Below are 22926 nucleotides of genomic sequence, written 5' to 3'. Positions count from 1 at the left end.
GAGGAAACACCTTGCGTCCCCTTGCCCGACCGACAACAGACACAGATCGGTGCCATGACGATAGCCAGACCGCAATCCAATGCCCCTGAGTTCCGGCTGCTCGCCACGCCGCTCGTCCTCTTCCTGCTCGTTTTCCTGGGCTTCCCGGCCCTCGTCAATCTGATCTATTCGGTCTCCGAGGTCTCCTTCGAGACGCTGCGCCAGCCGACGTTTACCGGGCTCAAGAACTTTCTCTCGGTCTGGAGCGATGCGGCTTTCTGGCAGGCAAGCTGGTTCTCGCTGCGCTTCGGCCTCTTGACCGCTATTCTCGAATGCCTGCTCGGGCTGTCGCTGGCGATCTTCCTGTCGCCGCTCATCGAAAAACGGAGCTGGCTGATGGCGATCCTGATGCTGCCGCTCATGGTCGCGCCGGCACTGGTCGGCCTGATGTACCGCCTTGTCTTGCACGAATTCGTCGGGCCGGTACCTTATTATCTCTGGACCTATTTCGGCGCCAGCATCTCGTTCCTTGGGCCCGGCTCCGCCTTCTGGACCCTGGTCGTCGTTGAGACGTTGCAGTGGACACCATTCACGCTGCTGCTTTTCTACATGGCCTATCAGGCGATCCCTTCCGAGATTGCCGAAGCATCCGCAATGGACGGGGCGCGAAGCCTGCAGCGCCTGTGGTTCATCGAACTGCCGATGATGGGCCCTACGATCGCGGCCGCGTTGCTTATCCGCTTCATCGACGGCTTCCGGGTCTTTGACAACGTCTATGTGTTGACCGGGAGCGGTCCCGGCGGATCGACGGCATCGCTGTCGATCTACATCTATGAGGCCTTCTTCAAGCAGGGCGCCATCGGCAAGGCGGTTGCCGCCTCAGTCGTCCTGTTCGTCGCCTCCTTCGCCGTGCTTTATGGCCTCAATGCTCTCGCCAGCCGGCGGAAAGGAGCCAAGCGATGATGTCAGTACTCCGTTGGTTCGTGTTCGCTGTTGCCGCCATCGGCTTGAACTTTCCGGTGCTGGTGACGCTTTCCACCTCGTTCAAGAGTGCGCGCGAGCTTTCCGGAAACCCCGGCCTCTGGGTGCAGGCCCCGACATTTGAGAACTACCGCGCCGTGTTCGAGGTCTCCGATCGGCTGAACATCTTCCTCTATCTGTTCAACAGCCTTGCTGTGGCGCTGATGGGAACGGTACTTGCCGTGGCGCTGGCGCTCCCCGCAGCCTACGCGATTGCCCGCGGCAAGATTGGCGAACGCACACTCCTGCCCTTTATTGTCAACCTGCGCGCCGTGCCGCTGATCATCTTCGCGATCCCGCTCTACATGATGTTCCAGTGGCTTGCGCTGCTTGATACGCGCCTGGGGCTGGGGCTGATCCTGACGATCGTCAACCTGCCGCTTGCGCTCGTCATCCTCGTCAACGCCATCCGTGACCTGCCCGCGGAACTCGACGAGGCTGCCCTCATGGATGGTGCAAACCGCACGCAGATCCTCATCAAGGTCGTGATGCCGCTCTGCCGGCCGGCGATCGTCACCAGCCTGATCTTCGGCTTCATCACCGCGTGGAACGAATTCCTCTTCGGCCTGATGCTGACGACCTCCAAGGCAGTTCCGGTCACGGTCGGCGCATCCTTCTTTTTTGCCGCAAGCGGCGGCGGTGTGCAGTGGGGCGTAGCATCGGCAGTGATGGTCGTCGGCGCTTTGCCGCCAATGCTGCTCGGCCTCGTGATGTACCGCCAGATCAGTGGATCGATGACCGCCGGCGCGGTCAAGGGTTGATATTCCAGGAGACACGCATGGGAACGATTTCGCTCAGGAAAGCCGGAAAGCGCTACGGCGCAGTTGAGATCATCCGGGAGCTCGACCTTGAGATCGCCGACGGTGAATTCGTCGTCATCGTCGGGCCCTCCGGCTGCGGCAAGTCAACGCTGTTGCGCATGATCGCGGGTCTCGAGGCAACGACCGACGGCCAGATTTTGATCAATGGGCGGGATGCGACGTCCGCTTCGCCGGTCGATCGTCAGCTCGCCATGGTCTTCCAGTCCTATGCGCTCTATCCGCACATGACGGTGCGGCAGAACATGGGCTTCGGCCTGAGGCTCGCCAAAGTGCCGTCGGCGACCGCAAGGGCCAAGATCGAGGCAGCGGCGGAAACGCTGAAGCTCACGCCCCTTCTGGACCGCTATCCGAAGGAACTCTCGGGCGGCCAGCGCCAGCGAGTCGCAATCGGGCGGGCAATTGTGCGCGAGCCGGTGGGCTTTCTCTTTGACGAGCCGCTTTCAAACCTCGATGCGGCCCTGCGCGTCGATATGCGGCTTGAGATCGCCAAGCTGCATCGCACGCTTGGCGCCACCATGATCTATGTAACCCATGACCAGGTGGAGGCGATGACGCTGGCCGACCGGATCGTCGTGATGAAGGACGGGCGGATCATGCAGCAGGGTAGCCCGAGAGACCTCTACGAAAAGCCGGCGAACCTTTTCGTCGCGCAGTTCATCGGCAGCCCAAAGATGAACCTCCTGCCATGCCGGCGCGACCAGGGCGGCCGCCTCGACCTGAGCGGCGAAGGCGATCTAGCGCTTCCCATGCCAGGGACGGTCGAACCCGAGAAACTGGGCGCAAGGCCCGAGCACTTGACGCTGGTTGCTCCGGAAACTGGGCATTGCCGCGGCATCATCGAGGCGAGCGAGTATCTCGGCGGCAATATGAGCGTCTTCGTTCGCGCCGGCCGGCTCGGCCTGATCAATGTCAGCGCACCGGCCGACACACCTTTCCGCGTTGGCGAAGCCGTCGGGATCCGGATCGACGAGAGCCGGTCCTCGCTGTTCGATGGTACCGGCGCAGCAATTGGTGCCTGACACTGGAGGATCCCTCGAAGGCCTTTGAGCTAGGCAGGCGCTCAAGCGATCGGCAGCGTTCAGATGGCAAAAACGGCTCATTGGCCGATTTCACATCAAACGCTGTGGACCCCTGGCAGGCGAAAGAAAAGCCTTCGATTGACCCAACAATTAGCATGCACATTGGGGAACAGTTGAAATTTGTCGGTCGGACAGCCGACAGTGCGATTTCACATAGATACCCAGCAATCATGAGCGATAATGGTACCGAATGCCGACGAGCAAGGCACGGTCCCACGCCCATTGGCACACCACGTTTCAGGGTCGTCCTGGCCGGGATGGCCCAGCGAAGTGCTCGTCGCTGTAGCGCTGAATGAAAGCCGATGAAATGTCGCGAAAGTATCTAGCACTCCAGGCCGACGGCGCCGTTGGAAAGATGGAGTTGAACCAAGAGATCGCGGCCGCGCTCGAAAGGTTGCCGGATGATCCTTCGCTCTACTTCGATCTTGGAGAAGCACATCTGCTTATTCCGCTCGAGCAGCTTGTTAACGCGCGAATGCGCGAACGAGGCATCATCAGCGCGAACCGCTATATGCTTGCGTCGGCGCGCGGCAAGCAGGAGAAGCGAAAACCCCTCACTGTACACGCCCTTGGCAACGGGCTGTGGCTCGTGGTGGACGGGAATTCAACGCTGCTCAATGCTCGTCATTCCAATTGGCGGGCTGTACCTTGCACCACGGTTGACAAACCGACGTGGGATCCGAGCTCAGCCTGACGATCACAAGTGCAGACGTAGATCCGGGTCGCGGGGTTTGCGCCTACGGAGCGAGCGCAGGTGCCTGGTGCGCCACCCCATCCTGAATAGCGCGCTCTTCCGCTGGCAGCGCCAGCAGATGAATGAACATTGGACACTCCAATCCTGTCAGCATGCCGGGCAAAGTGGCCGTGTGGCCGAGGCGAGCGGGGTTTGCATGGCACCCCCGCTTCATTCAAAAACGCCCTCGGCGATCACCCCCTACGACTGTGAGAGAGCCCCGTAACCCGGCCGTTTATAGAGCGTGCTTTCGTTCGCCACGATTTCCGGGTCGTAGACACTCGCATCCCACTCCGCCGGATCCACTTCCAAGATGGAAACGGAAAGCGAAGCGTCGCTTGAGCCTAGGATGGTTTTCGCAGCTTCGACCACTTTCGCGGCGAATTCCTGTTTCTGCTCCTCGGAGCGGCCAGGGAACATCTTTACGACTATGTGCGGCATTTCCATTCCATTCGTTGATACCAAGTGCCATGACGGGAAGACGACAGGGCCCAAGGGCAAGCCGCAAATCCTGCCGACCTCGACGAGCCCACAAGGTGATTGCGGACGATCAATGCCAACTCATTGCCATTGCTTGCGTCTGCACTGACCCTATCATCCCGATACCAGGTGCTTTCGCGAACATCAAAGCTTGATGACGGTCTTCTTTGCAAGCAACCCCTGCGGAGCAAAGAGCAGAACCCCGATGACGAGCAGGATAGTGAAGGCGTCGCGGTAGCTGAGCAGGCTTTCCGGCAGATAGGCTTGCAAGAACACTTCGATGAAGCCGAGCAGAAAGCCGCCGGCGACAGCGCCGGAGAGGCTGCCGAGCCCACCGATAATTGCGGCGATAAAGGCTTTGAGCACTGGCAGGAAGCCCATCAACGGATCGACACTGCCGCGCTGGGCCACCCAGAGGATGCCGGCGACGCCGGCAAGCAGGCCGGAGATCGCAAAGGCGGTAGCGACCACCGCATTGGCGCGGATACCCATCAGCCGAACGATAGCGAAATCTTCGGATGCAGCACGCATGGCACGACCGAGCACGGTCGTGCGAAGGAAGAGGTTCAGGCCGACCAGCATGATGATCGTGACGAGGATCGAGGTTCCCTGAATGAGGCCCAGATGCAGGCCGCCGATCTCGATCGTGCCGGAAAAGCTCTCGGGCATCGGCACCGGCTTCGGACGGGCGGAAATGAAATTCTGGAAGATCACGCGCAGGATCGCGCTGACGGCAAAGCTCGTTAGAAGCAGCGTCGTGCCACTGGCGCCGCGCACCGGCCGAAAGGCGATGCGCTCCATCAGCATGGCGAGCACGATGGCGATCAAAAGAGCCGCACAGACAGCGAGCGGAAACGGCAGGCCCAGCAACAGGGCAAAGCAGAGGCCGTAGCCGGCAGCCGTCATCAGTTCGCCATGGGCGAAATTGATGAGCCCCATGATCGAGAAGACGACCGCAAGGCCAAGCGCCAGAAGCGCATAAGTGCCGCCGAGGCTGAGCGCATTGACGAGTTGCTGCAGGAACATGTCCATGAATTGACCCTCCACGCGCTCGGCTCAGGCGCCGAGATAGGCGCCCTGGATTTCGGTTGAATTGCGCAGTTCGGCGGCCGTGCCCGAAAGCACGACCCGGCCATTGGCCATGACGTAGCCCGCGTCAGCAATCTCGAGCGACAGAGAGACGTTCTGCTCGACCAGGAGGATCGTCAGGCCCTTTTGTCTCAGCCCGGCGATCAGGTCGAAGATCAGATCCACCACCTGCGGCGCCAGGCCGAGCGAGGGCTCGTCGAGCAGCAACAAGTCAGGCGACGACATCATCGAGCGGGCGATCGCGAGCATCTGCTGTTCGCCCCCTGAGAGCGAGCCGGCCTTCTGGGTGAGGCGTTCTTTCAGGATCGGGAATCGCGAGAGCATGTCTTCGCGCACCTCTGATATCGCGCCACGCGCCTTGTGCATGGCGCCGCCGAGCAGCAGGTGTTCGTCGACGGTGAGGCTCGGGAAGATGCGCCGTCCCTCGGGCGTCAAGGTCATTCCGAGCCGGACAATCTGTTCCGGCGCGAGGCCGGAAACATCCCGGCCGTTGAAAGACACACGTCCGGCCTTCTTTCCCGCCAGACCGACAAGCGCGTTCAGCGTCGAGCTCTTGCCAGCGCCGTTGGCGCCGAGCAACGTCACGATCTGCCCTTTGCCGACGGCGAGATCAACACCCTTCAGGGCTTCGACCGCACCATAGGCGACCTTAAGGCCGCTCACTTCCAGAAGCGGCTTCAGAACGGGAATTTCACTCATCATCATCGGGCAAAGTCCTTGCCGTGGATTGCAAAGCGCCGCCGGCGCAGACAGGCACGATCCCCGGGGAAATCCGGTGACCACCACAGGTGATCGATCAGGGGGCTGGAACGTCGGCGGCCGCCGGAACGCCCTGACTGATCAGCTGGCGATTGCCGCTTTCGATCTGCACCAGCGATACCGAGCGCATCGGCATCCCTTGCGTGCCGGCATAGCTGATCGGGCCGGTCACACCCTGGACGTTTTCGAGCGAGGCGATCGCGTTGCGTATGGCAACCGGATCGATACTGTTTGCCTCCGTCACCGCCGCGTCGATCACCTTGCCAAGGTCGTAGCCGTTGGCGATGTAGACCGTATCCGGCACCTGACCGTATTTTTCCTTGTACTTCACATTGAAGTCAGCAAGCGGGCTGCCTTCGCTGGCAAAGCCTGCGGTTGTAAAGACAACCCCGTCGACGGTGGCACCAAGGCCGAAGGTCGTGGGCGAATCGATGCCGTCGCTGCCGAGGATCGGCGTGGCCACCCCTGCACCGCGCAGCTGACGGATGAAGGCTGGGAAATCCGGCTCGTAGGCCGCCGTCATGATGACGTCGGGCGCCGGGTTCATCGCCTTGATCTTGGTGACCTCGGCGCCGAAGTCCTGCTGGCCCATGCTGTAGGTGCCCTCACCGAGCAGTTCGCCGCCCTTGGCTTTGAACGCAACGGCGAAATACTCCGGCAGCTTCAGAGTATAGGCGCTATCCGGCGACTTCAGGATGTAGGCCTTCTTGTAACCCTTCTCGAACGCGTAGGTCGCAAGAACAGAGGCCTGGACGTTGTCGGCCGGATAATTGCCAAACATGTAGTCGCCCACCGCAAGCGGCATGGTCGGCGTCGTGGCGCAGAAGGAGAAGGCGGGGATCTGGGCTGCCTGCGTCACCTGGCCGGCAGCAATCGACGGATCGGCATCGCAAGGCGTGATCACGATCTTGACGCCTTCGTCAACCAGCTCCTGCGCCACCAGCGCCGTCTGCGCCGCATCCGAGCGCGTATCCTTGGCGACGAGCTTGATCGGGAATTTGCCGGCAGCACCACCGGCCGCATTGATCTCCTCGACCGCCATTTCCAGACCCTTCAGCGACGGCTGGTCATAGGGTGCAAGACCGCCGGTCTGTGCGGTCGCAAGACCGATAACCAGATCGTCTGCAAATGCGGGTAGCGGCGACAACGCGATACCGCCAAGCATGGTTGTGAGGCACAGGGCCGTGACGTTCTTCTTCATCCGAAAAGCTCCCTCTTTTGATTTATGCTGGTTTATGCAGGCCCGGCGCGCCGGACGGCAGAACGGGGGTCCCGACGGGCGCGTTGCGCGCCTGCGCCGTTGAGCGGCGGCGGCCGATGTAGGCCTCGATGACATCAGGGTTAGCCTGGATTTCCGCCGGTGTGCCGATGGCGATCTGCTGGCCCTTGTTGAGCACGACGACAACATCGCAGAGCCGCATGATCAGCTTCAGGTCATGCTCGACGACGAGCAGGCCGAGGCGGTATTTCGTGCGGATGCGGTCGAGCACATGCATCAATTCCTCGGTCTCGGCCGGGTTCATGCCGGCAGCCGGCTCGTCGAGCAGCAGGTAACGCGGTTTCAGCGCCAGCGCGCGGGCGATTTCTAGCCGCCTCTGCGCACCGTAGGAAAGCGTGCCGGCCAGCTGGTCGGCAAATTCCGCGAGGCCCACTTCCGAAAGCACCGTCAAGGCACGGGCAGCGGGATCCTCACCGCCCGCCTTCAAGGCGCTCGCCGCGACCGTGACGTTCTCGATGACCGTTAGGTTCTTGAAGAGACGGATGTTCTGGAAGGTACGGGCAAGGCCCGCGACGGGAACCGCGTGAACGGCAAGCGACGCCACATCCTGGCCATCGATCAGCACGCGGCCCGTCGACGGCGGCACGACGCCGGACACACTGTTGATCAGCGTGGACTTGCCCGCACCGTTCGGGCCGATAAGGCCAGTGACGATACCGGGCTTGATCTCGAAATTGGCGTTCTCGAGCGCCACGAGGCCGGCAAATTTCTTGCCGAGATTTTCGACCCGGAGAGAGCCGTGACCGGCTGCAGCGGCCTCGGACGCAGGCACGCTTTTTACCGGCACAACGTCCTTCTCTGTGGAGCGCTTGAACCAGCCGAAGCGCTCGTCAAGTTCGCGCACACCGAAGAGGCCATCCTGCAGGCGGTACATCACGACGAGGATTGCCACGCCGATCCCGATGTCGGTGAGGCCGAAGACGGTCGGCAGCTTGAGGAAGCCGAGATCGACGCCACCCTCGAGTTTGCGCAGGAGTTCGACAATCAGCATGATTACGGCAGCGCCGCCGACGGCACCCGAGACGGTGGTGATACCGCCGAGGATCAGCATCGCCAAAAGCATGAAGGTGAGGTTGAAGTAGAAGTCTTTCGGCGAAAACGCTCCGAGGAAATGGGCCAGCAAGGCGCCAGCAGCGCCTGCAAGCACCGCACCGAGAACCCAGGCGAAGAAGCGCTGCAGTTTGACATTGACGCCGACGGCGCTCGAGGCGATCTCGTCTTCGCGCGACGCCCGAAGCTTCAAGCCAGCACTCGAATCCCGATAGAGACGCGCAACCACCACGGCAGCGATAGCAAAGGGCACCGCCACCCAGAGATTGACCGCGCGGGGAATACCAAAAAAGGTCTGGCTGCCGCGGGTGAAATCGGTCGAGGCGACGAGCACAACATGCACGATGACGAGGAACCCAAGGGTCGCGATCGAAGCCGATGAGCCGCCAAGGCGCGCCACGGGAATGCCGATCAGCACCGCGACGAACGCAACCACGACAAGCGCAATCGCAAGTGCCGGAAGGAAGGGCATGCCCATCCCGGCCAGCCATTCCGGCAGATGTGGCAACGCTGTCTTTTGGATGATCGGATTTAGCGTCAACAGACCCGACGCATAGGCACCGATCGCCATGAAGCCGACGTGGCCGAAGGAAACGATACCGGAATTGCCGGCATAGATGCCGATGCCGAGCACGGCGATGACGTTGATCATGTAAAGCGTCACCAGGCGCTCGCCGCTGCCCGGAAAGAACAACGAGGCGATGGCGGCAGCGGCCAAAAGCGGCAGCGACGCTACAAGGATACCAACGACGGTTTCTCGCCTGATGCGCACCATCCGCATTCCCCCAGATTTTGGCCCGGCCGCGTATTTTTTGGCTCGGGCCCGTTCCCGACATGAACGTTATCGCAGATCGACCAAATGTCAATCTTGTTTCAAAAAACATTCTCTGCTAGCAATTATGTAACAAAAATTAGAAATCGGAATTCACGCCATCGTTTTTGGGAGGCAGAAATCGTGGCAATCCGGGACCGACTGACAGACGGCGCAATTACCTTCACGCGCTCGGAACTGAAGATCGTCAGGCAGCTTCTGTCGAATTATCCGGCAGCAGGGCTGAACACGGTCGCGCATCTCGCGGCCGCTGCCGGCGTCAGCAATCCGACCGTCGTGCGCTTTGCCAACACACTGGGCTTTGAGGGTTATCCGGAGTTCCAGAAGGCGCTGCTCAGTGAAGTCCAAGAGCGCATGAGCTCGCCGCTCTCCATGCTCGACGCGCGCCGCCCGTCGCTGGAACAAGAGAACTTCTACCAGTACTTCCTTCGCGCCAGCATCCATGCGCTGGAGTCTTCGATGCAAATGCTACCTTCGGAAGACTTCGAGGCAGCCGTGGATGCGGCGGCCGACATGAGCGCTCGCATCCATTGCCTCGGCGGCCGCTTCAGCGGCTTTCTCGCGGGCCTCCTCTGGTCGCACATGAAGCAGCTCAGGGGCGACACGCGCTGGATCAACGGCAGTCAGGCCGACCAGGTCGATCAGCTTGTCGACCTCGGCAAGCGCGACGTGCTTTTCGTCTATGACTATCGCCGCTACCAGAACGACACGATCCGCTTTGCTCGTCAGGCGGCCGAGCAAGGATCGCGCATCGTGCTCTTTACTGACCGCTGGCTCTCGCCGATCGCCGATTTCGCGACAGTGACGCTGACGGCACCCGTCGACACGGTCTCGCCCTACGACACGATGGTGCCGGCGATTGCCCAGACGGAGGCGGTGATTGCGGCACTTACCGCCCGCCTTGCCACGCAGTCACGTGGTCGCATCGAGCGCATGGAGGACCTGCGCCGCGGATACGCCATCACGGAGGACGCCTTCAATCCAGCCGTTGAAGACGACCGCTGACCCTTTCCGCCGTCCCGGCGAACCAAAATAAACCGAGGAGAATTCGAATGAGTGCAGTCACTGTCAAGGTTGGCGACGATCGCTTGAGGCGCGACAGCGCCTATGAGGCTGGCCGCACCTCGCTGCTGTTCGTCGACATGCAGCGCATCTGGTGCGAGCCGAACCTCGACCCGACCCACCCGCAGGACGCCGAGAGCTATTATCACAGGCGCCTGCGCCAGACCGTCATCCCAAACCAGGTACGCATTCTGGAGGCGGCGCGAAAGGCCGGTTGCGATGTGCTGCACACGATCATCGAAAGCCTGACGCTCGACGGCCGCGACCGCTCGCTCGACCACAAGCTCTCCGACATGCACGTGCCGAAAGGTTCTCCGGAGGGGCAGGTCATTCCGGAACTTTCGCCCATCGACAACGAGATCGTGCTGCCGAAGACGTCGTCGGGCGTCTTCAACTCGACCAACATCGACTACGTCCTGCGCAACCTCAACACCCGCTACCTGATCATCGCCGGCGTCATCACCGACCAGTGCGTCGACATGGCGGTGCGCGACGCCGCCGACCGCGGTTACCTTGTCACCGTCGTCAACGACGCCTGCGCCACCTATAGCGAGCAGCGCCATGACGCGGCCCTTCGTGCCTACTCCGGCTATTGCTGGACGACCGACACTGAGACGGTGGTCAGCCGCCTCGGCACTTTGCGCCAAGCCTGAGTCGCCGCCTAAAAAATGAACGAATAGAGGGGAACCCCATGACGGAAACCAACAACGGCAAGGCGGCCGCCGCACTGACGGAACTTGCCACCTTCGTCACGACCGACATCGCCGGCATCACGCGCGGCCGCAGTTTTGCGGCTTCCGAGATCGACAGCTACCTGCGCAAGGGTGTCGGCTGGGTGCCGGCCAACCTGGCGCTCACGCCCTTCGACCTGATTGCCGAGAACAATCCCTGGGGCTCGGCCGGCGACCTCCGGCTGATGGCCGACCCTGACAGCAAGGCGCGCGTCACCTGCCTGCCAGACGAGACGCCGCTGCATTTCTATCACGCCGACATCACCGACCTCCAAGGCAATGCCTGGGACTGCTGCGTACGCAGCTTCCTGAAACAGACGCTGAAGGAATACGAACAAGTCGGCCTCAAAGTCATTTCAGCCGTCGAGCAGGAGTTCCAGTTGCTCGGCGTCGACTGGCCGGATGCGCCGTCCTTCGGCCTGCGCGCCCAGCGCCGTGCCGAACCCTTCGGGTCTCTGCTGATGACCGCTTTGCAGGAAGCCGGCGCCGAGCCGGAAATGTTCCTGCCGGAATACGGAAAGGACCAGTTCGAAATCACCTGCCGTCCCGCCGACGCGCTGACCGCCGCCGATCGCGGCGCTACCATCCGTGCAATCACCAAGGAAGTCGCCGCCCTCTTCGGCTGGAATGCGAGTTTTGCCCCGAAGACGGTCTCGAATGGCGTCGGCAACGGCGTGCACCTGCATGTGAGCTTCACCGATCTCGACGGCAATCCGGTGACCTTTGACGCCTCGCGCCCCGGCAGGCTCTCCAAGATCGCCGGCGCCTTTGCCGCCGGCGTCATCAAGCATCTGCCGGCGCTGACCGCCTTTACCGCTCCGTCGGTGCTTTCCTACATGCGGCTCGTGCCGCACCATTGGAGCGCCGCTTACACCTGCCTTGGCGAAAAGAACCGCGAAGCGACGCTCAGGATCTGCCCGACACTGGACCTTCCCGGCAGCAATCCGGCCAGGCAGTTCAACATGGAATACCGCGCCGCCGACGCATGCGCCAGCCCGCACCTGTCGCTGGCCGTCTTGTTGAAGGCCGGCCTCGAAGGCATCAAGGCCGGGCTCGAACAGCCGCCCTTGATCAATTCCGACCCCTCCGATTTCTCGCCGGCAGAGCAGGAGAAGCTCGGTATTCGTCGCCTGCCCGCGAGCCTGCCGGAAGCTCTGGATACGCTCGCCGCCGATCCGGTCGTCACGGGCTGGTTCTCTCGAGATTTCCTTGACTGCTACATGGCGATGAAGCGCAAGGAGATCGAGATCGTCGATGGGCTCTCGCCGGACGAACTTTGTGCCCGCTATGCGGCGGTCTACTGATTGACGGATGGGCAACCCATGACCTCGACAACGGCCATCAAGAGCCTAGAACCCGGCGCGCGACACGACCCGAGCGCGCCGCTGCTTTCGATCGACGAACTGCCGCCCTATGCGGTCTTCAACCCGGACGGCACCTCCCCGATCCTGCTCTTATGCGAGCACGCCTCCAACCGGATGCCACGCGCGCTCGGCGATATGGGGCTTCCGCTGCACGAGCGCCAGCGCCACATCGCCTGGGATATCGGCGCCATGGCGCTGGCTCAGCACCTAAGCCTCAGCCTCGATGCACCACTGTTCTTCACCAACTATTCAAGGTTGGTGATTGACTGCAACCGGCCGCTTCCCGCCCCCTCGATGATCCCCGAGATCAGCGAGACGACGGAGATCCCCGCCAACCGAAACCTGAGCGACGACGAGCGGCAGCAGCGGATCGATACGCTGTTCACGCCCTTCGCTGAAGCGGTCAGCCGCCGGCTCGACCGGCTCGAAGGCGAAGGCAAGCGGCCATTTGTCGTCGGCATCCACAGCTTCACGCCGGTCTATTTCGGCAAGCCGCGCCCCTGGCAGGCCGGCATCCTCTATCGCGACGCCGTCGATTTTGCCGGTTCGCTGATCCGAGAACTGGCCAGCGAAAGCCAGCTGACGATCGGCGACAACGAGCCCTACAACATCCATCCCGACGAGGATTACACCGTGCCGGTTCATGCCGACGCGCGTGGGCTTCCGGGCGTTCTGGTCGAGGTGCGCCACGATCTGATCGATACGGATGCGGGCGTCACTGCCTGGGGCGAGCGTCTCACCCGGTGTCTTAGAGCTAGCGTAGGGGAAGCCCCGTGACCGCACTCTACGAGAGAGACCAAGCGGCAATCGCCAACCTGCAGAAGCTGCGCTTCTTCCCGCTTGCAGTGACCGGTGGCCGCGGCGCGAGGCTGACGGAGGAAAACGGCCGCGAACTGATCGACCTCTCCGGGGCATGGGGGGCGGCGAGCCTTGGCTATGGCCACCCGGCGCTGGTTGAGGCAATCTCCGGTGCTGCGGCAAATCCCGCCGGCGCCAGTGTTCTTTCTGCCGCCAATGGACCGGCGGCGGCCCTTGCCGAAAAACTCCTCACGGCCTTTCCCGGATCGGGCGACAACAAGGTCTGGTTCGGTCATTCCGGATCCGATGCCAACGAGGCGGTCTTCCGCGCTGTCACCAAGGCGACGGGACGGTCGGGCGTCATCGCCTTCGTCGGCGCCTACCACGGCTGTACCGTGGGCTCGATGGCTTTTTCCGGCCACAGCGTCCAGGCGGGCGCGACCAAGGCAGACGGACTGCTCCTGCTACCGTACCCCGATCCCTACCGGCCCTACCACGACGACCCGACAGGTGGTGCGATACTCGCAGAATTACGGGAGCGACTTGAGGCGGCGCCGGAGCGTTTCGCGGTCGCCTTCATCGAGCCGATCCAGTCCGACGGCGGCCTGATCGTTCCGCCAACCGGTTTTTTTAAAGCCTTTTCCGCGATCTGCCGGGAATTCAATGTGCTCGTCGTCTGCGACGAAGTGAAGGTCGGGCTTGGCCGCAGCGGCCGCCTGCATTGCTTCGAACATGAGGATTTCGTCCCCGACATCCTGACCATCGGCAAGGGTCTTGGCGGCGGGCTGCCGCTTTCTGCCGCGATCGGCCCGGCACGCATCCTCGATTGTGCCAGCGCCTTTGCCATGCAGACGCTCCACGGCAATCCGATCTCTACTGCCGCCGGCCTTGCCGTTCTTGAAACCATTGAGCGCGACGAGCTTGCGCAGGAAGCGGAGCGCAAAGGCAAACTGCTGCGCGACGGCCTGGCAAGGCTTGCCGAACGATATCAACTGATCGGCGATATCCGCGGTCGAGGTCTTGCCTGCGGCGTCGACCTCGTTCTCGATCGGCAGACACGGGCTCCAGCGCGAGCGGAAGCAGCAAAACTTATCTATCGGGCCTATGAACTCGGCCTCGTCGTCTACTGTGTCGGGATGAACGCAAATGTTCTGGAGATGACTCCGCCGCTGACCGTCCCGGACACCGACATCGTTCAGGCATTAAACGTTCTGGATCGAGCTTTCGCCGAAGTCTCCGACGTTCCGGATACAGTTGTTTCGCAGTTCGCGGGCTGGTAAAGGCAGTCTCAAGACCTAAGCTCGCGCCCGCCACGGTTGGGATTTTTAGGTCCCACCTGTCGTGACGCGCGCACTGATGATGGCGGCGTATTTCCTTTGGCTGGAACCAGCGTCTTTGCCGTACGTTGAGAACCCGCCACAGTGCTCTAAGTCATTAAGTGTTTGAGCGTCTTAAAAAATGCCCCGCAATCCTCACGTCTCTACACGAAGTGGCACTGGGTCGGACGACCATCAAAAGGCGGAAATGCTCGCCCAGAGAGCACCCGCGGGAACAAAAGAGGCGGATCACAGCGCAGACGCTGACCCGTTGATACGAGCTGGAACGAGCGAACATCTGCCTCTGCCGTTTGAGCAGACCCGACAGGCAGCGCACGCTCTGCTTCGTGCGCTTCACTACGATTTGCGGGCTATCTCAACAGCGGTCAAGGTCAAGGTCCGGGCGGCTGCTTCGTCCGTAAAGACCAAGGTCCAGGCTACGGATAAGCAAACTCTTTCATTTCTCCTGAAAAATCTCGGCGGGGCACTTGCGAACGCTCCCAAAAAGGCAGGACGAGCGCTTCGCCGGTCTAGCCAGCCTGTCTTGCAAAGGAAAGCCAGGTGGAAATCGGCGGCGCGGCTGACCGCCGTTTTCTGTATTCTGGTTGGTGTAACGGGCTTGGTGTGGGCGCTAAAAGATGTCCCTTGGGCCGAGATCCGGGACGGTACACTAAAGCCTATCGTGGTGTTGGAAACCGCGGACGGTCAGCCGCTGGTCAGACAAGGACCTTATCAAGGACCTTACGCACAGTTCGACCAATTCACGCCACAACTGATCGATGCGGTACTGTCTGTTGAAGACCGGCGGTTCATGGACCACTTCGGCATCGATATCAGAGGCATCGGACGAGCGCTTCTTCGAAACCTCAAGGCAGGGTCGGTTGTGGAGGGTGGTAGCACGATCACCCAGCAGCTCATCAAGTTGCAGTATCTCGACAGCGATCGTACGGTAAAACGAAAGATACAGGAGTTCGTGATTGCCCTGTGGCTGGAGTGGAAACTCGGAAAGCAGGAAATCCTGACGCGTTACCTCAACAGCGCCTATCTTGGCGCTGGCGCAACGGGCATGCCGGCCGCCGCACGCATTTATTTCAACAAGGATATCGGAGCGCTAAACCTTTCGGAATCGGCGCTTCTGGCGGGATTGTTGCGGGCTCCTAGCCTATGGAACCCGATCGACAATCTTGAAGGTTCCCGAAAGCGCACATCGGTCGTCCTCGACGCGATGGTTGCGAACGGCAAGGTCGACGCGTCAAAGGCTGCGCAGATCAAGGCGAGCTTTGCTACCCTCCACCCGACAACGCCAACGCCCCGATCCGGCAGTTGGTTTGCGGACTGGGTCTCACCGCAGGCGAGCGAAATCGCCGGGACTTCGCCGGGCTCGACCACAGTTCGAACGACGCTTGTTCCCCGGCTTCAGGGGATTGCCGAAAGGGTCATCAAGAGGGCCTTGGATACTGAGGGAAGAACTGTTGGTGCATCTCAGGCCGCATTGGTGGCAATGACCCCGGATGGAGCGGTTGTGGCCATGGTCGGCGGCCGCGATTACAACGAGAGCCAGTTCAACCGTGCCGTCACGGCAAAACGGCAGCCGGGCTCCACCTTCAAGCTGTTCGTTTACTATGCCGCTCTGAAGGCCGGACTTTCATTATCCGACCGGGTACTGGACGCACCGATCGAAATCAACGGCTGGTCACCAGAGAATTCCGGCGGCCGCTATCGCGGCTGGGTCACGATCGCTGAGGCCTTCGCCCGGTCTCTCAACGCGCCAACAGTGGCGCTCGCCCAACATGTCGGCCTTGACAAGGTGATCAGTGCCGCGCGTGAACTCGGGATCGACGCGCCACTTGTCGATACGCCTTCGCTGGCGTTAGGCACGTCCGAGGTCAGCTTGCTTGACCTGACAAGCGCCTATGCGTCCGTGCAATTCGGCAAGGCCCCCGTTGAACCCAGGGGAATTATCGAATTTCAGGCTTCGAACCAAGCAACGGCTTTTCGAGTCGGGGCAAAAGATACGCCAAGCGTGGATCTGGCCCCGTATCGGCGCGATCTCCTTTCCCTTCTACAGCTTGTCGTGGAACGCGGTACCGGGCGCGCAGCCGACCCCGGCGCGTTTGCTGCTGGCAAGACCGGCACCAGCCAGAACAATCGTGACGCTTGGTTTGTCGGGTTCACCGAGCCGCTTGTCGCAGGGGTCTGGGTCGGCAACGACGATGACACGCCGATGAAAGGCGTGACGGGCGGGGATATGCCAGCGCAGATTTGGCGGGATTTCATGCGGGAAGCGTTGGCGACCCCCGCAGCGGGCGTTCTGGTTGACGACAGCGCTCCGCCTCAGAGCTGCAACATCACCGCTTGCTCTCGCAGCTATCGCTCCTTCCGGCCATCGGACTGCAGCTACCAACCCTATTTCGGGGAGCGAAGGCTCTGCGAAAAATGACCAATACGTCGGATCAAATGCGAACCGCCCACAAAGGCGGCAAGCCTCGATGCCTTCCCCTCTCGGAACCGGCCAAGGCGGCCCAGCAAGCGGGAACCTTTTCCGTACATTCGTGTTTTTGCTTTGCTGATGATCTCGGATCCCTCCGGATCAAGGTAGGAGCCCCATCATCGCTCCGGCGAAGGTGGGGCTTTTTCACAACGCCGTCAACGCTTCGTGACAACACCGCGTAGCCGAGGGCCGCCGCCAGGCCGTGCGCAGGTCGTGCAACTGGAAGAGCTCGATCCGCTGGAACAGCTCGATCCGCGGACCATGGTCATTGCGATGACGGCAGACGTGCAATGGCCATGAGACAATTCTGCCCGAAGAGCGTTATGTAGTTGGTATGAGCAGATTCACGGAAACCGAAATCGCATTGATCGAGCGCCTACGCGCGTTGAAGGCTATGCCGGACATGTCCATCAACGTGTTTGAAGTCGGCGATCCCTTGACCTCGGCAGGATTCTCGCAGGATGAAATCCTGGAGGTGCTCTACGCTCTTGAACAGGACAAAATCATCGCTCTGTTGCCTGGAAACCGACTGACAATGCTCAAAGAACTGCCGAATGGCTAGTGTGGCGCTGCGGGTTTGGCCGTAAATTGCCTCACCAAGTGCAACACCGTCGAGCTTGCCCTCGACCAAATCTCGACCTCTTTGCCCTCGGTCATAAGTCTCCCCGTCTCCTGTCCCTGATGGCCATAGGCGCTGGCTCGTCTGCCTACGGGTAGCGAGCACCCCGAGCCACAGCATGCTGGATCCGTCATGCCTCTCCTCTCCAGTGAGACGCATAGGTCCGAGCAGCCTTCACGACCGCAAGCGGCCTTCGAAGAATGGTAGGCGGGTGATGAGCGCGTTCTCCACCGGGAATAGAACACAAACTCGCACTACCGCGCGCACTGGCGTGCGCGACCAACGCGTGAGAAAATCGCGTGCTGCAGGGCGTGTGCGCTACTCGCTTTGGCGGAAATTGCGGATGCGATCGAAAAGGACTGCAAGGATTATCGCGCCGCCGATGAATGTCCCCTGCCAGAACGCATTGATGCCGAGAAGTCCGAGGCTATTGCGGATCACCTCGATGAGTGCCGCACCGACAAGTGCGCCGAAGGCAGTACCTGCGCCGCCAGCGAGATTAGCGCCCCCAATCACTGCCGCAGCGATGACCTGCAACTCCATGCCCGCTCCAATATTGGTCGTCACAGCACCCAGCCAGCCGGTCTGAATGATGCCGGCGATGCCAGCCGAGAGCGCCGAGATCATATAGACGCAGACCTTGATGGGTCGTACGGGAAGGCCCGTGGCAACGGCCGCCTTTTCGTTGCCACCAATGGCGTAAATGTAGCGGCCGATCCGCGTCCACCGCAGCACGAAGCCGGTCAGGAGCGCCAGCACGATCATGTAGATCACTGGATTGGCGATACCGAAGACCGCCCCACCGCCCAGCGCCAGCAGCTTGGCATGATCGGGGCCAAATTCGAAGACGACAGTATTGTTGGACGCGACCATGGCCAGGCTCCGGGCAACCGAGAGCATGCCGAGCGTTACGACAAAGGGCGGAAAGCCGAGATAGGCAATCAAGATGCCATTGAACGCGCCGATCACTAATGCCGTGGCGACCGAGACGGCAATGCCCGTCCCCATGCCGTATCCCGCATGCATCGTGACTGCAAGTACCATACTGCACAGGCAGAGCACCGACCCTACCGATAAATCAATCCCACCGGTGATGATGACAAGCGTCATCCCGAGCGCGATGATTGCGATGAAAGTGACGTTGCGGGTGATGTTGTAGAGGTTCTTTGCCGTTGCGAAACTGTCGGTGGCGAATGACAGGAAGATGCAGGCGAGAATGACGGCGACCAGTACCCAGAAGGTCTGGCTGCCCAGGACTGTTGCTGCGAGCGTGCGCTGCCTATGGGCTATCGTCTCGTGCAGCGTCGTTGCCATGTTAACCTCGCGTTCCTCCGGCGCAAAAGACCCAGATCGTTTTCCGCTATCCACCCTCAATGGCGCCAGTAATAAGCCCTGTCACCTCTTCCGGAGAGGTCTCGATGATTGGCTTGTCCGCCACCTTTCGGCCTCGGCGCATGACAACGACGCGATCGGCGACATCGAATACGTCGGGCATGCGATGGCTGATAAGCACAACCAGAATGCCACGATCGCGCAGTTGTCGGATGAGATGGAGCACTTCAGCGACCTGGCGCACGGAAATGGCCGCGGTCGGCTCGTCCATCAGAACGATTTTCGCCTCCGAAATCATCGTACGCGCAATCGCCACCGCCTGGCGTTGACCGCCCGACATCTGTTTCACGAGGTCGCGTGCTCTGGTCTCGGAACGGAGTTCCTTAAAGATCTCCGCGGCCCTCCGGTACATTGCCTTGTAGTCGAGCACGCCCAATGGGCCGATGCCCCGCCTCAGTTCGCGTCCGAGAAAAACGTTCGCCGCCGCGGTGAGATTGTCACAAAGGGCAAGATCCTGGTGCACGATCTCAATTCCGAAGTGCCGCGCCTCGACCGGGCGATGCAGCACGATTTCGCTGCCATTGAGGCGCATCGTGCCTTCGCTCGGTCGAAAGTTTCCCGCAATCATTTTGACGAGAGTCGACTTGCCGGCGCCGTTGTCGCCCATCAATCCGACAACCTGGCCTGCCTCTAACGACAGCGAAATGTCATTGACGGCCTGTATGGCCCCGAAGTGCTTGGAAATATTGCTGAGTTCTAGCAGCACGACCAGCCTTCCAAACTCCCAAGACGCGCGGCCTTCACCAAGGCGCGTCACAATATGCCCGCCCCTTGAGTGAGAGATTGCTTATTTACGCAAATCATCACAACCGCGTCAATGATCTCTCGTCTGATAAACCTTATTTGTATGACAATTAGACATTGACGAAAGTCGCAATCATATATTAGCTACTACTGGGAGATAAGCATGCTTATCCTTGTCACCGGGGCAACGGGCAAGGTCGGGCAGCACCTCATATCCACGCTGCTTGACCGACCACGTTTTTCGAAAGCGCGCATTCGCGCGCTCTGCCACAACCGCGTGCTCAATCCAAGCGAGCGCCTCGAGATTATCCGCGGCTCCATCGCCGATCGCGCGGTCGCTGACGCCGCGATTGCCGGCGCGACCCATATCGTGCATCTGGCGACCTGCAAGGAAACGCCCGCCGACGTCATGGATGTGACCGTCAAAGGTCTCTTTTGGCTGCTCGAATCGTTCAGAATGAGCCCAGCAGCCCGGCAGTTCATTCTGATCGGCGGCGACGCCGCGGTCGGCCATTTCTTCTATCGCCATGAAGGACCGATAACCGAGGTGACACCGCATCGCGCCTATCCCGGCAGCTACGCGCTCTCCAAAGTCCTCGAGGAGGTGATGGTCGAGCAGTACTCAGTCCAATATGGGATGAACGTCTGCTGCCTGCGTGCGCCGTGGATCATGGAAAAGGACGACTTCAGGCACTCGCTTTCCTTCGGCGACGACGTTTTCGGTGGACCGGACTGGAAGACGTATTTTCCGCCCCATGAAGCCAGACGCCACGCAAAGGCCGGAACCGTACCATTACTGCGCGATGCCGACGGAAGACCGCTCAAGCGCAACTTCGTCCACGTCAGCGACCTTGTGTCAGCGATCCTCAGCACGATCGACAATCCGCACGCAGAGCGTCAACGTTTCAACATCGCCATGGATCGTCCGGTCGATTACGGCGAGGTCGCAAGCTATCTCGAACGCACGCGCGGCCTGCCGTCGGTCGATGTTCCAAGCCATTTCCACTCAAACTGGTTGGACAACAGCAAGGCAAAATTCCTGCTGGACTGGCAACCGGAATACGATCTCGAAAAGCTTATCGACCAGGCCTTTCAATACGAGCGTCCACCAAGTGACCCTCGTATCGTCTGGTATCCGGGTTGATTTGTGCCGCGGACAGAGGGTGTCCGCTTGTTTCAACGGGAGGATAAAATGAGGAAAGCATTGGTGCTTGCAGTCGCAGCGCTGGCGCTGGCCGCCGGCCCCGCCGGCGCCCAGACGAAAAAGCAGCTCGTCATCGTCGTCAAGGGTCTCGACAATCCCTTCTTCGAGGCGATCAATCAGGGTTGCCAGAAGTGGAACAAGGAAAACACAAGCTCGGAATATGAATGCTTCTATACCGGCCCTGCGTCGACTTCCGACGAAGCAGGAGAAGCGCAGATCGTCCAGGACATGCTCGGCAAGCCCAGCACGGCTGCGATCGCCATTTCGCCTTCCAACGCCAAGCTGATCGCCCAGACGTTGAAGTCGGCAAACCCGACAGTCCCGGTCATGACGCTTGACGCCGACCTTGCCAAGGAAGATGCGGGCCTGCGAAAGACCTATCTTGGTACCGACAACTATACGATGGGCGCGCGGATCGCGGACTACATCAAGAAGGCAAAACCGAACGGCGGCAAGATCTGCACGATCGAAGGGAACCCTGGCGCTGATAACATCCTGCGCCGTGCTCAAGGGATGCGTGACGTGCTGACCGGCAAGGACGGGCTGGCCGAGCTAAAGGGTGAAGGTGGCTGGACCGAGGTTGCTGGCTGCCCGGTCTTTACCAATGACGACGGCGCCAAAGGCGTGCAGGCGATGACGGACATTCTTGCGGCCAATCCCGATCTCGACGCCTTCGGCATCATGGGTGGTTGGCCACTGTTCGGTGCGCCGCAACCCTATCGCGATCTGTTCAAGCCGATGGCAGACAAGATTGCGAAGAATGAATTCGTCATCGGCGCGGCCGATACGATCGGAGAGGAAGTGGCGATCGCCAAGGAGGGTCTCGTGACCGCACTTGTCGGCCAACGACCCTTCGAAATGGGCTACAAGGCGCCATCGGTCATGCTCGACCTGATCGCCGGCAAGCCGGTAGACGATCCGGTATTTACCGGTCTCGATGAATGCACCAAGGATACGGCCGATACCTGCATCCAGAAATAGGAACGGTGGCCGGAGCGCCCTTTGACGGCCTCCGGCGCCTCCGCCCCATGAGCAGTGAGCGCGGTCAGCACGCTTGACGGCCGGCCGCGACTCCTTGCAACGACCCCGCTTGGAAGTTCCCTTCGGCGAACTATCATCGACAAGACCATTCCTCAATTTTGCAAAGCACGGAGAGCGCAATGACCAAGCGGATCATCTTCACCGGAGGTAGCGGCAAGGCTGGCCGCCATGTCGTGCAATACCTCCTCGAGCAGGGCCATCAGGTGCTCAACCTCGACACGAAGCCCCTCGATAACCCGAAAGTACGCACGCTGATCACCGACATTACCGACAGCGGCCAAGTGTTCAATGCACTGTCGAGCTACACCGGCCTGCACGAATTCGACCCGTCGCTTGCGCCGCAACCGATCGATGCCGTTGTTCATTTCGCGGCGATCCCGCGCATCCTGATCGCGCCTGACAATGAACTCTTTCGCATCAATGTGATGGGCACCTACAATGTCATTGAGGCCGCGACGAAACTTGGCATCCGCAAGATCGTCATCGCATCCAGCGAAACGACCTACGGTCTCGTCTTCGCCAATGAGCCACGAAACCCGCACTATTTTCCGCTCGATGAGGACTATGACGTCGATCCGATGGACAGCTATGCGCTCTCCAAGGTGGTGAACGAAAGGACCGCGCGCGCCTTTGCGCTCAGAAGCGGAGCCGACATCTATGCATTGCGCATTGGAAATGTGATCGAGCCCAACGAATACCACCTTTTCCCAGGCTGGTTTGCCGATCCTGGATTTCGAAAGCGCATCACCTGGAGTTACATCGACGCGCGGGACCTCGGCCAGATCACCCTCAGGGCCATCGACACGGATGGTCTCGGGTTCCAGATCTTCAATGCAGCGAACGACGAGACGTCTTCAGACCTTCCGACGCAAGAGCTGATCGACCGGTTCTATCGGGGCGTACCGGTCAAAGGACAGCTTGGCGAATACGAGACACTTCTGTCGAACCGGAAGGCGCGCGCGATGCTCGGTTTTCAGCCGCAACACAGCTGGCGGACCTATGTTGGCGGCAGGTGACGCAATGCGTGGCTAGAGGGTTCGAGA

Annotated in this window: 21 protein-coding genes; 14 read left to right on the top strand and 7 right to left on the bottom strand. The window is 60.8% G+C overall.

The features are described 5' to 3' along the window. The first annotated feature begins 54 nt into the window (after positions 1-54). The 4 genes from IB277_RS30800 to IB277_RS30785 all read left to right on the top strand — a co-directional run bounded on the left by IB277_RS30800 (position 55) and on the right by IB277_RS30785 (position 3593). Entirely contained in the window at positions 55-942 is an 888-nt protein-coding gene (locus IB277_RS30800; protein ID WP_051659465.1) for a carbohydrate ABC transporter permease, read from the top strand. Beyond that, positions 939-1760 carry a carbohydrate ABC transporter permease gene (locus IB277_RS30795; RefSeq protein WP_034798718.1) on the top strand — a complete coding sequence of 274 codons (822 nt, stop codon included), beginning with the start codon at positions 939-941 and terminating at the stop codon, positions 1758-1760. Before IB277_RS30800 ends, IB277_RS30795 begins: the two co-directional genes overlap by 4 nt. A gap of 17 nt (positions 1761-1777) precedes the next feature. Beyond that, positions 1778-2839 carry an ABC transporter ATP-binding protein gene (locus IB277_RS30790; RefSeq protein WP_060584413.1) on the top strand — a complete coding sequence of 354 codons (1062 nt, stop codon included), beginning with the start codon at positions 1778-1780 and terminating at the stop codon, positions 2837-2839. 352 nt (positions 2840-3191) lie between these two features. After that, entirely contained in the window at positions 3192-3593 is a 402-nt protein-coding gene (locus tag IB277_RS30785; protein WP_060516733.1) for a hypothetical protein, read from the top strand. A gap of 240 nt (positions 3594-3833) precedes the next feature. Here the strand turns inward: IB277_RS30785 and IB277_RS30780 are convergent, their stop codons facing one another. From IB277_RS30780 to IB277_RS30760, 5 genes are all read right to left on the bottom strand, one after another. Further along, a complete protein-coding gene (locus IB277_RS30780) occupies positions 3834-4073 on the bottom strand; it encodes a tautomerase family protein (protein ID WP_060529747.1) in 240 nt (79 codons plus the stop codon). A gap of 183 nt (positions 4074-4256) precedes the next feature. Beyond that, on the bottom strand, positions 4257-5144 hold the full coding sequence (locus IB277_RS30775) for a branched-chain amino acid ABC transporter permease (protein ID WP_176960447.1): 888 nt from the start codon (positions 5142-5144) through the stop codon (positions 4257-4259). 24 nt (positions 5145-5168) lie between these two features. Beyond that, a complete protein-coding gene (locus tag IB277_RS30770; RefSeq protein ID WP_226020830.1) occupies positions 5169-5906 on the bottom strand; it encodes an ABC transporter ATP-binding protein in 738 nt (245 codons plus the stop codon). A gap of 91 nt (positions 5907-5997) precedes the next feature. Then, positions 5998-7161 carry an ABC transporter substrate-binding protein gene (locus tag IB277_RS30765; protein WP_051659459.1) on the bottom strand — a complete coding sequence of 388 codons (1164 nt, stop codon included), beginning with the start codon at positions 7159-7161 and terminating at the stop codon, positions 5998-6000. A 22-nt stretch (positions 7162-7183) separates the two neighbouring features. After that, positions 7184-9064, bottom strand: coding sequence for an ATP-binding cassette domain-containing protein (locus IB277_RS30760; RefSeq protein WP_192372467.1), 1881 nt, complete (start codon positions 9062-9064; stop codon positions 7184-7186). A gap of 180 nt (positions 9065-9244) precedes the next feature. Between IB277_RS30760 and IB277_RS30755 the strand changes: the two genes are divergently transcribed. The 7 genes from IB277_RS30755 to IB277_RS30725 all read left to right on the top strand — a co-directional run bounded on the left by IB277_RS30755 (position 9245) and on the right by IB277_RS30725 (position 17445). Beyond that, the gene (locus tag IB277_RS30755) at positions 9245-10126 is read left to right on the top strand and encodes a MurR/RpiR family transcriptional regulator (protein ID WP_034798710.1); all 882 of its coding nucleotides are present in this window, start codon (positions 9245-9247) and stop codon (positions 10124-10126) included. A 47-nt stretch (positions 10127-10173) separates the two neighbouring features. Then, positions 10174-10836, top strand: a complete 663-nt coding sequence (locus tag IB277_RS30750; protein WP_082566430.1) for an isochorismatase family cysteine hydrolase — start codon at positions 10174-10176, stop codon at positions 10834-10836. A gap of 38 nt (positions 10837-10874) precedes the next feature. Further along, on the top strand, positions 10875-12218 hold the full coding sequence (locus IB277_RS30745; protein ID WP_112976237.1) for a glutamine synthetase family protein: 1344 nt from the start codon (positions 10875-10877) through the stop codon (positions 12216-12218). Positions 12219-12236: 18 nt separating this feature from the next. Then, positions 12237-13055: an N-formylglutamate amidohydrolase gene (locus tag IB277_RS30740; RefSeq protein WP_192372466.1), complete on the top strand. Its 819-nt coding sequence runs from the start codon at positions 12237-12239 to the stop codon at positions 13053-13055. Next, on the top strand, positions 13052-14356 hold the full coding sequence (locus tag IB277_RS30735) for an aspartate aminotransferase family protein (RefSeq protein WP_060644492.1): 1305 nt from the start codon (positions 13052-13054) through the stop codon (positions 14354-14356). The genes IB277_RS30740 and IB277_RS30735 overlap by 4 nt, the downstream gene beginning before the upstream one ends. Before the next feature lie 178 nt (positions 14357-14534). Then, positions 14535-16832, top strand: a complete 2298-nt coding sequence (locus IB277_RS30730) for a PBP1A family penicillin-binding protein (RefSeq protein ID WP_192372464.1) — start codon at positions 14535-14537, stop codon at positions 16830-16832. 385 nt (positions 16833-17217) lie between these two features. Further along, positions 17218-17445: a hypothetical protein gene (locus tag IB277_RS30725; RefSeq protein ID WP_060516749.1), complete on the top strand. Its 228-nt coding sequence runs from the start codon at positions 17218-17220 to the stop codon at positions 17443-17445. Positions 17446-17820: 375 nt separating this feature from the next. Here the strand turns inward: IB277_RS30725 and IB277_RS30720 are convergent, their stop codons facing one another. After that, positions 17821-18816, bottom strand: coding sequence for an ABC transporter permease (locus tag IB277_RS30720; protein ID WP_112976234.1), 996 nt, complete (start codon positions 18814-18816; stop codon positions 17821-17823). Positions 18817-18862: 46 nt separating this feature from the next. Beyond that, positions 18863-19654, bottom strand: a complete 792-nt coding sequence (locus tag IB277_RS30715) for an ATP-binding cassette domain-containing protein (RefSeq protein WP_226020917.1) — start codon at positions 19652-19654, stop codon at positions 18863-18865. 147 nt (positions 19655-19801) lie between these two features. Between IB277_RS30715 and IB277_RS30710 the strand changes: the two genes are divergently transcribed. From IB277_RS30710 to IB277_RS30700, 3 genes are all read left to right on the top strand, one after another. Beyond that, the gene (locus IB277_RS30710; RefSeq protein WP_110819357.1) at positions 19802-20782 is read left to right on the top strand and encodes an NAD(P)-dependent oxidoreductase; all 981 of its coding nucleotides are present in this window, start codon (positions 19802-19804) and stop codon (positions 20780-20782) included. Between the two features lie 48 nt (positions 20783-20830). Next, positions 20831-21823: a sugar-binding protein gene (locus IB277_RS30705; protein ID WP_060516756.1), complete on the top strand. Its 993-nt coding sequence runs from the start codon at positions 20831-20833 to the stop codon at positions 21821-21823. Positions 21824-22002: 179 nt separating this feature from the next. Beyond that, on the top strand, positions 22003-22899 hold the full coding sequence (locus tag IB277_RS30700) for an NAD(P)-dependent oxidoreductase (protein ID WP_192372462.1): 897 nt from the start codon (positions 22003-22005) through the stop codon (positions 22897-22899). The last annotated feature ends 27 nt before the right edge of the window (positions 22900-22926 follow it).

Source organism: Ensifer sp. ENS07, from assembly GCF_014852185.1.
Lineage (GTDB): Bacteria > Pseudomonadota > Alphaproteobacteria > Rhizobiales > Rhizobiaceae > Ensifer > Ensifer adhaerens.
The sequence above is the reverse complement of the archived record's forward strand: the minus strand, read 5'-3'. Positions and strand labels throughout refer to the sequence as shown.